The organism is Dehalococcoidales bacterium, from assembly GCA_035529395.1.
GTDB lineage: Bacteria > Chloroflexota > Dehalococcoidia > Dehalococcoidales > Fen-1064 > DUES01.
The window spans coordinates 1-8497 of the sequence record DATKWT010000017.1 but is presented as its reverse complement, the minus strand read 5'-3'; the positions used below and the strand labels follow the sequence as shown (position 1 = coordinate 8497).

Sequence of the window (8497 nt, the reverse complement as noted above, 5' to 3'; positions counted from 1 at the left end):
AGAGCTTACGGGCATCGCCGGGAGGAGTTATACGGGTGCGGACCAGGGAACCATCGCCGGGTATGGTCATCCCGTGGAAGTAGTCATCCTCACTGCCGGTGTACAGCCGGTCCCAGTCCAGCCTGACAACGCCGGCGATCTTCGCCCTGGCTTCCAGTTTCACGTAAGGCGTACGGCTGGCCGATTTCTGTGCAGCACTGAGCGTACTCGATAGCTGTCTCATCTTTCTCCTATGATTTCGCCGTAATCCGTGTTTTGCAGGACGCCGGAGGCTAGGTCAAAGCTGCCAGGGTATCCGGTAATGGCTTCCCTGCCTTGAGATAGTGGTCTGCGAGGTGCCTGGCAGCTCTCAGGATTTCCTCGGGACCGGCAGAGACCCGTTGCCCCCGGAACCCTCTCGGTGAGAGGGCAGCAACAGCAGCCGGTATCCGGTCCCAGTCCACCGTCTTCTCAATGTCCATTTTCGCTTTGAGTGCCCGGAAGATGCTCTTCTTATGGTGCGGCAACTTCCAGGTATCCGTGTCTACCGGGTCGCCGGGAATGGCATAAGCCTCCCTGGGCAAGCCATCCTTTGTTGTGGCTATTATCTCTCTCGAGGTCATTCCTACCTCCTTTCCAGTCCTCGCGATGCAGCCTGTCTTGTCCGCACCCTTCGCACGGAACCCCGCCTACGGACCGTAGTCCATTCATGGGCCGTAGTCAGTTGATTCCGATACCGATGGGTAGTAGGGGGCATAAAGAGAGCGCACCCTGACCCGGTTTCTCCTCCCCAATCTTCTCAGCTCCCTGCGGAAGAAGGTCAGCCTCTCTCGTCCCCAGCTCAGCAGTTCCTCAGGGGTCCGGGTACCGCCGACATTCACCCGGTTGATGGCATACACCGCCCACTCGATGGCCGCGTAGCCGCAGGCTCCGGCAGCCACCAGGTCTTCATGCAAACTGATAACCGTGGAGGTGCTTTCACCCATGGTATGCAGCTTGCCGTAGTAAACATTAGCATTCGAGCCATCAGGGACTTCCGGACCGAGAAGAGTCACTATGTCGCCCCACAGGGCAAAGCGCTGGAACCTCCTGGGGAACTGCCCCACCGGGTATTCCACAGCCTGTACCATGACACGATCCGTGATGCTCGATATATCTATCTCTCTCGAAGCTGATGCTGTCGCCTTGGTCGCCTTTTGCTCATAGGGAATTGCCTCGGAGAGGTCTTTTACGGCGTGGGCAATGTGCCTGTCTAATTCGTCGTTCGTCCAGCGGTAGTCACCGGAGTCTTCATCATGCAGGTCTCGCCGGACGATAGTGCGCATGTCTCCCAGATTCATAGCTACCTTACCCCCTCAGATTCTTACAGGTGCCCCTATCCCCTTTGTCCCCTTCGCCTCGTGAGTGGAAGGTGAATAAGAGGCCGTAGGCTACTGCCCCCAACCTCCTATTCACCTGGAAACATTTATTGGTATATTATGTCGTGCTGTCGGCCCGACCATTCAAGAAGAACATTATGTCGGTGGCGGAAAGGGCCATACCGATGATGGTGTTGGCATCACCGGAAGTGGACGGAGCTGTCTGCGTAATCTCGCCGTTGTCCGTCCCCTCGGCCACGTAGACATAGCCACCGGCAGTAGCCCCGGAGTAACCACCAATCACCGGACTGGCAGATACCGGCACCTCATTGCCGCTCTTGCCATCAGCCAGGGCCACCAGTCTGCCCTGTATCACCGAACCCGTGGTCGCCAGTGCCTTCTTCCAGCCGCTGCTGTAGCCCAGCACGTCACCACATTTGCAGTCCTCGGCCAGGGTAACCTTTCCCGGCTCGGTCCCCCGGCCGGAATCCAGAGCAACTCTCCCCGTTCCCGGGTCTGAAAAAGCCATCTCTCTCCTCCTCTGTCTGTATTTCTACTGTCAGGCGCTCCGCCAGGTATTCAGGCCGGTTCACCCGCTTGTCAGATGCTGCGGCAGGCAAAGCCTGCCGTCAGATGCTGCGGAAGGTCCCACCTTCCACCAGGTATTAGGGCGGGTGAACCCGCCCTAATACACCTAGTCCTGAGCTCCAATGAGTGCCGCTGCCTTAACAGAGCTGAACAATGCCAGCGAGACATACCACTTTATCCGGTTCCGGGTGGCATCCTTGGTTTCCAGGGAACCAATAGGCTCCACAGTCAGGTGCCCGGGTGCGGTCAGGCCGCAGAGTCCGCCCTCACCCGCCTGTATGGCATAGACCGTAGAGCAGTCACCGCCGGTCGTGGCCGTCTCAACACTCCCGCTCAGCACGTGGGTGTCCAGTATCCAGTCATTGACCCCGATAGCAATACCGTCCCAGAAATGGACGAAGTTACCCCACCTGTCCCGGTCGGTTTCCATCATGCTGCCCGAAGCCCTGATAAGGGCATTAATCTTGCGCCGGGAGCGGCGACTCATCAGCAGCATGTCCGGCTTACCGCCCTTCACCGCATCGATGAGTTCGTCCAGCATGGACAGGGTCATGGTCGCCCCGGTAGCCCCGGCAGCTATCACCTGAGAGCCTACGCTCTCGGTATCGATGAGATTCCTCAGACCGTCGAACTGCTTGGGGTTGGCCGTGGCATTACCGTAGATGAAGCTCTCCTCGAACTTATCCTTGAGTGCTTTGGCCTTTAGCTCCACCACCGCCGCCTCAAGGTCCTGGACATTGGAGCGGGTCGCCTTAAGGAAGTTATCGACGTCGGCATCCCCTCCCATAATCTTCAGATTGGCCGTCTTCTGCTCAAAGGTCGGTGTCGACTCCGCCCAGGTATCGCCAACATCGTAGAAATCGATTGAAGGCAGGGTATTCTCCTGGTTGTATGTCAGGCCATTGCCCACAATCTCCACAAAGGGAAGCCTTTGCAGGACCGGAGATTCCTTGACGATTGTCTCCACGACCCCTTGCAGCAACATGTCATTGGACAGCTTGGCTGCTTCTGCCAGTGTGAGTGCCATTATTTGTTACCTCCTATTCCGTACTGGATTTTCTCGCGGGGCGAAAGGGCAGACAGGTCCGGCAACCGCCTCTCCGGGGCCCCCGCCGGTACCCGTGCCAGTGAGACCTCAGCCTCCAGCCCCTCTCTCACCTTGCCGATAAGATTCTTCGCCTTCCGGAGGGATTCATCTATCGATGCGATGCTCTCCCCGCTGACGAGTTCCTCCAAGATTCCCGGACTGGCCTGAATGACCACATCCCTGTACCTGGATACAGCCTCACCCAGGGAGTCCCTGCTGGTCGATAGCATCCCTTCAAGCTCGGCAACGTACTTTTTCAGAGAGGCGACCTCACTATCCCTGTCCGAGACAGTTTCCTCCAGCTCGACGATGCGGGCGTTTGCCAGCACCAGTTCCTCTCCTCTCTCGGCAGGTGGGGTCACCTGCTCACCGACCTCATCCCGGGATTCCTCATCACCAATCGCTCCATCAATCTCCCCGGGGTCATGGTCTTCGGTACCCGGTCCCACAGGATTCCCTTCCTGCGACTCGTCGTCGACGAGCGTCACTTCGTCCATCAACGTTCCACCTCCTGACAGTTATTCCTCACCGGTTCTGTCCGGGGTTTCAGTATCTCTCTCCCTCACTCCACCCCTGGACGGTTTACGGTTGAGTTCATGGTTCATCTCCAGAATGGCCCCTCTCTCCTCAAGCCACCGGCCAAACTCCGCCTCCGGGTCTCTAACGCCAAGCTCATCCATCGCCCGACGCCGGGAATGAATGCCGGTCTGGACCAGCGTCTGCTCGTTGGCCACCATCTTGTCGGCATCCCGCGGTAGCAAGGGACCCCAGACCACGCCGGGACGGCTATCCCCGAAGTCCTCATTCCGATACTTCTCCAGCAACTTGAGTATCAGTCGACTCCTCCGGTTGTAGGCAGCCGCCCTGATTATTCGTTTTCGCCTGACTTTCTGCAGCAGTGGCTGGAACTCAATCTCCAGGGCAACCCCGGAAAGGTCCCGCTCAGTGCCACCGAAAGCAGCACGCGGCGATTCCGATACGTCGTGCAGTGTGCGGTAGAGCAGGTTGAGATAATCGATATGCAGTCTCAGCCCCCCACCCTGCAACAGGTCAAGCAGGTAGGCCTTGGCGTCTTCCGGGATGTTCCACACCGCCCCGGGCTTTACGGAAATGTCCTCGGACTCCTCGATGTTCTCCAGGACGGCAATCGGATTACCGGACAACTCCAGTATCCTTGAAAGCTGTGACATTGCCCGGTTGAACTCACGCTGAGGCTCCATTATCTGTGCCAGGTCGGAAATCCCCCAGGACCTCTTGGGCTCCCTCAGGTTGGGGAAGATAACGAAGGGTATGAACCCATAGGGGTTGGGCTTCTTTTCCACCCGGGCATCATCGAGCCACAGCTCAAACTCCCGGTCCGTCCACAGCTCGGTGACTGCTGCCTCCTTGCGCTGAGGCCTGACCTGGTACAGGATTTCAACCTCGTCGGCGGTCAGTGTATACCTCGAAGCCACCCGCCATATTCGGGAGCTGTCGTCACCCAGTCGCCAGGTGTAGATTCCCTGGATATCCGGTGCAGTTACCCGCACACTCCCGGTCTCCTGGTCCCAGGTAACCTTGTAGCAGGCGTCACCGAGTATGGCACAATCAATCTCGGTATCGAAGTCAAGCTGTTCGATGCCGTTGTCTTCATATACCTTGCGGAGGGCTGCTTCAGACTTCTTAGCCTTCGTCCTCGCCCCATCCGATTCCTCTACTGGTTCAACGGCGAAGTCAATACCGGACATCAGGTACGAGGTCAACTTGTCAACAACCACCTTGGCGTAGTTGAAGGTCAAGCGCCTCTCACCCCACTTCTCTCTACCTTCCCACTGAACGCTGTGATAAAAGTCCAACAGCTTCCGGTAGCCTCTGATTCTATCCGCATCACGGCGGGCCAGCTCTGTGGGGTTGAAATCCTCACTCATCTTCCGTGACCTCCACGTCAGTCTTGCTTTCAAAAACTACCTTCAGTGCCCTCTGTACTGTTCGCAGGCTGACTCCGAATATCTGCGTCAGCTCACGAGTGCTCTTACCTTCTTCAGTGAATAACCTGGCCATTTCCTCGGCCCGCCGCCTCTTTAGAAGGCGCTGCCTGCCGCCGGGCACATCATATACACACATCGGCAGCGGGCAATTCAGACAGGAATCAGCGAACTCGCATCCCTCATCGTTGTAGTGACAGTATTCCGGGATAAGGTCCAGTTCAGCTTCGCTGGTCTGCCGCAACTCCATAAATGTACCTCAATGTACTGAACCGAGACGTCACTTTAAGTGACGCGTCAGCTTCACTGACTCTTCAATCGTAGTACAGTTGTTCTACGTAAGTCAACGCCTTGTTGTCGCCCTTTACCACTGCTTTTGCCATGCCTCGGAGCCGGGTGGTATAATGGCCGAACTCTCCACCACGTCGACTGCCACAAGCACGATACGCCTATCAGAATCCTGACCGATTCAACACCCGAGGGTACTGAAGGAAATCAAGGTAACTAGCGCAGACACGATTCTGACACGGGAGATGCCATGAAAGTGATCGTTTACACCAAATACGCACCACCTGAAGTTCTCGAACTGAAAGAGATGGAGAAACGTGCGGGCTTGGACATGCGCTGAGTAATACATCACACAAGGAGATACAACATGCCTAAGGAAGAACGCAAGACCGCTTATGATCGTGTCGTTGAGGAAGCTCATAACACGGATACTGAGTCTTATATACAGAGCTTATTAGTGTCCAACCCGCTAAGAGAGTCAACCCTTCGTGCAACGGTTAGGGCATTACAGCTGCCTGAGGGGAGCCGGGGACTGGATGCCGGATGTGGAATCGGTCTTCAATGCCTGTTACTGGGCGAGGAGGTGGGACCTACCGGTCATGTCACCGGCCTTGATACATCTGTGGAGCATTTGGATTATGGCCGGGATATTGTGAAGAAGGCTGGACTTTCAGAACAAATTTCTTTCCAGGAAGGGGATGTAACCAAGCTTCCCTTCGATGATAATACCTTCGATTGGGTATGGAGTGCCGACTGCGTGGGATATGGCCCCTGGGAACCTCTACCTTTATTGAAAGAGCTGGCGCGGGTAGTGAAGCCCGATGGTATTGTAGCCATTGCTGCCTGGTCTTCTGAAAAGCTGCTTCCCGGATATCCTCGGTTGGAATCCCGGCTGGGAGCAACATCGGCCGGCATTGCTCCTTTTGTACATGGGAAGAACCCAGAGTTACACTTCCTGCGTGCACTAGGCTGGTTTCACGAACTGGGGCTAAAGGAACCCAGGGCAAAAGTCTTTGCAGATAGTGTCTGTGCCCCCCTGAACGATGAAATACGCAATGCCCTGGTGGCTCTTTTTGATATGCGTTGGCCAGATGTATCAACCGAGTTGTCATCCGATGATTTAGCAGAATTCCAGCGTCTTTGCCTGCCGGATTCACCGGATTTCATTTTGAATCTACCGGATTACTACGCATTCTTCACCTATACAGTGTTCTGGGGTAAAACAGCCGATTGAGCTAAAGCTTACCTTAAGCATATAATAGAGAACTTCTAGCTATCCGAATAACGGAGGAGAATATGGGAAGCGATAGAAGCGACCAGACAATCAAGTTGAAAGACGGTCGGACTCTTGGCTATGCTGAATACGGCGCTCCGGAGGGCAAGCCGGTCTTCTACTTCCACGGATTTCCCGGTTCTCGGCTTGACTGGCCGCTTTCTGATGCCGATGACTCCGCCGCCGAATTGAACGCCCGCATTGTCGCGGTTGATCGTCCAGGCATGGGCCTCTCCGATTTCAAGCGTGGCCGAGAGATCCTAGACTGGCCTGATGACGTGATAGAGATGGCGGACGTGCTGCAGGTCGACCGTTTCGCTGTGCTGGGAATCTCCGGGGGTGGGCCTTATGCCTGTGCCTGCGCCTATAAGATCCCCGAACGCCTGACCGCGACGGCAGTAGTCTGTGGAATGGGTCCCTTTGAAGCACCTCGTATCAAAGAGGGGGCATCATGGACCATTCCCGGGAAGCCTTCGGTGATACGAAGGATGTTGTTGATGTTGTTCGCTATGGGCCTGCGGAAGAATCCGGACCAGTTCGTATCGCGGTCGAAGGAGAAGTTCGCAGAACCGGACAGGCTACTGCTGGACCAGCCTGAGGCGACGAAAGTGTATGTCGATATGTTGCTAGAAGCGTTTCGGTCGGGTATTGGCGGTACTCATCACGAAGCTGCGCTATACACGCGCCCGTGGCGATTCCGACTTCAGGACATACCCGTTGAGATCCACCTGTGGCACGGGGAGCTGGACCTCAATGTTCCTGTCTCGGTCGGCCGCTATATTGCTGATGCCATCCCGAAATGCCACGCTACATTCCTGAAGGACGAAGCGCACATCTCCCTGCCTTATAACCACATTCGAGAGATTCTAAGCATCCTGGTTGCCTGAGGTACCGAATCAGTACGCTAAACCAGAAAGGAAGAGGAATACCTATGAAAGCGATTGTATACACGAAGTATGGGCCACCTGAAGTTCTCGAACTGAAAGAGGTAGAAAAACCTGCACCCAAGGACAATGAAGTACTTATCAAGGTGTACGCCACAACCGTAACTCCGATGGACTTCAGATTTCGCCAAGGTACAACGCTCATTGCCCGATTCATGACGGGGCTGCTGAAGCCCAAGAACAGCATATTGGGGATTGAGCTGGCCGGGGAAGTCGACGCAGTGGGGAAGAATGTCGGATCATTCAAGAAGGGCGACCAGGTCTATGGCGGAGGCCCCTATGGTGCTTACGCAGAATATGCGTGTGTACCCGAAGACAAAGTAGCCATGAAGCCGTCCAACATGACCTTTGAGGAAGCCGGCGCGGTTCCTTTTGGCGCTGCGAGTGCACTGCGATTCCTCAGAGACTATGGGCATATTCAGAGCGGACAGAAAGTCCTCATTAATGGAGCTTCTGGTGGAGTAGGCACGTTTGCGATACAACTTGCCAAACACTTCGGGACTGAAGTCACCGGCGTGTGCAGTACTACGAACCTGGAATTGGTGCAATCTCTGGGAGCCGATAAGGTAATTGACTATACAAAAGAGGACTTCACAAGTAGTGGTCAGACCTATGACATCATTTTCGACGCGGTGGGTAAGAGGTCATTCTCACAATGTAAAGGCTCGCTGAATCAGAAAGGAATCTATCTTAACACTGTGGCTACAGTTCCACTACTTCTGCAGATGCTATGGACTTCAAAGATAGGCAGCAAGAAAGCCATATTCACCTTGCCGCCATTCAGCACAGAACACCTCGACTTCCTGACAGGTGTTATTGAGGCCGGTAAGATGAGGACGGTTATCGATAGGCGTTATCCTTTGGAGCAAACTGCCGAAGCCCACAGGTACGCCGAAAAGGGACATGCCAAAGGAAAGGTAGTGATAACCATCCGAGATTAGCCCGGGCCAAAGAGAACGGTGACCACATTGGGCTTGTTAATAGTCTGGCTAGCTCTTCCGTAGCTCTTCCCTGCT

The 8497-nt window shown here is 55.3% G+C and carries 11 protein-coding genes; 3 read left to right on the top strand and 8 right to left on the bottom strand.

Going from position 1 to position 8497, the window contains the following annotated elements:
- The 8 genes from VMW13_01040 to VMW13_01005 form a co-directional block, all read right to left on the bottom strand.
- Positions 1–223: hypothetical protein (locus VMW13_01040; protein HUV43391.1), on the bottom strand; the 223-nt coding region annotated here is incomplete at its 3' end.
- Between the two features lie 49 nt (positions 224–272).
- Positions 273–602 carry a hypothetical protein gene (locus VMW13_01035; protein ID HUV43390.1) on the bottom strand — a complete coding sequence of 110 codons (330 nt, stop codon included), beginning with the start codon at positions 600–602 and terminating at the stop codon, positions 273–275.
- An 84-nt stretch (positions 603–686) separates the two neighbouring features.
- Positions 687–1319: a hypothetical protein gene (locus tag VMW13_01030; GenBank protein ID HUV43389.1), complete on the bottom strand. Its 633-nt coding sequence runs from the start codon at positions 1317–1319 to the stop codon at positions 687–689.
- A gap of 136 nt (positions 1320–1455) precedes the next feature.
- On the bottom strand, positions 1456–1866 hold the full coding sequence (locus VMW13_01025; protein HUV43388.1) for a hypothetical protein: 411 nt from the start codon (positions 1864–1866) through the stop codon (positions 1456–1458).
- A 165-nt stretch (positions 1867–2031) separates the two neighbouring features.
- Complete coding sequence (locus VMW13_01020) at positions 2032–2952, bottom strand: phage major capsid protein (protein HUV43387.1); 921 nt, start codon at positions 2950–2952, stop codon at positions 2032–2034.
- Positions 2952–3509 carry a hypothetical protein gene (locus VMW13_01015; protein ID HUV43386.1) on the bottom strand — a complete coding sequence of 186 codons (558 nt, stop codon included), beginning with the start codon at positions 3507–3509 and terminating at the stop codon, positions 2952–2954. Before VMW13_01015 ends, VMW13_01020 begins: the two co-directional genes overlap by 1 nt.
- A gap of 21 nt (positions 3510–3530) precedes the next feature.
- Entirely contained in the window at positions 3531–4919 is a 1389-nt protein-coding gene (locus VMW13_01010; protein ID HUV43385.1) for a phage portal protein, read from the bottom strand.
- Positions 4912–5226, bottom strand: a complete 315-nt coding sequence (locus tag VMW13_01005) for a helix-turn-helix domain-containing protein (protein HUV43384.1) — start codon at positions 5224–5226, stop codon at positions 4912–4914. Before VMW13_01005 ends, VMW13_01010 begins: the two co-directional genes overlap by 8 nt.
- Positions 5227–5631: 405 nt before the next feature.
- Between VMW13_01005 and VMW13_01000 the strand changes: the two genes are divergently transcribed.
- From VMW13_01000 to VMW13_00990, 3 genes are all read left to right on the top strand, one after another.
- Positions 5632–6498: a methyltransferase domain-containing protein gene (locus VMW13_01000; GenBank protein HUV43383.1), complete on the top strand. Its 867-nt coding sequence runs from the start codon at positions 5632–5634 to the stop codon at positions 6496–6498.
- A gap of 62 nt (positions 6499–6560) precedes the next feature.
- Positions 6561–7424 (top strand): alpha/beta hydrolase, encoded by an 864-nt coding sequence (locus tag VMW13_00995; GenBank protein ID HUV43382.1) that lies wholly within the window; start codon positions 6561–6563, stop codon positions 7422–7424.
- A 44-nt stretch (positions 7425–7468) separates the two neighbouring features.
- The gene (locus VMW13_00990) at positions 7469–8422 is read left to right on the top strand and encodes an NAD(P)-dependent alcohol dehydrogenase (GenBank protein ID HUV43381.1); all 954 of its coding nucleotides are present in this window, start codon (positions 7469–7471) and stop codon (positions 8420–8422) included.
- The last annotated feature ends 75 nt before the right edge of the window (positions 8423–8497 follow it).

Coding starts and splice junctions, on each gene's coding strand:
- VMW13_01035 (HUV43390.1), bottom strand. CDS start 602: ATGACCTCGAGAGAGATAATAGCCACAACAAAGGATGGCTTGCCCAGG.
- VMW13_01030 (HUV43389.1), bottom strand. CDS start 1,319: ATGAATCTGGGAGACATGCGCACTATCGTCCGGCGAGACCTGCATGAT.
- VMW13_01025 (HUV43388.1), bottom strand. CDS start 1,866: ATGGCTTTTTCAGACCCGGGAACGGGGAGAGTTGCTCTGGATTCCGGC.
- VMW13_01020 (HUV43387.1), bottom strand. CDS start 2,952: ATGGCACTCACACTGGCAGAAGCAGCCAAGCTGTCCAATGACATGTTG.
- VMW13_01015 (HUV43386.1), bottom strand. CDS start 3,509: ATGGACGAAGTGACGCTCGTCGACGACGAGTCGCAGGAAGGGAATCCT.
- VMW13_01010 (HUV43385.1), bottom strand. CDS start 4,919: ATGAGTGAGGATTTCAACCCCACAGAGCTGGCCCGCCGTGATGCGGAT.
- VMW13_01005 (HUV43384.1), bottom strand. CDS start 5,226: ATGGAGTTGCGGCAGACCAGCGAAGCTGAACTGGACCTTATCCCGGAA.
- VMW13_01000 (HUV43383.1), top strand. CDS start 5,632: ATGCCTAAGGAAGAACGCAAGACCGCTTATGATCGTGTCGTTGAGGAA.
- VMW13_00995 (HUV43382.1), top strand. CDS start 6,561: ATGGGAAGCGATAGAAGCGACCAGACAATCAAGTTGAAAGACGGTCGG.
- VMW13_00990 (HUV43381.1), top strand. CDS start 7,469: ATGAAAGCGATTGTATACACGAAGTATGGGCCACCTGAAGTTCTCGAA.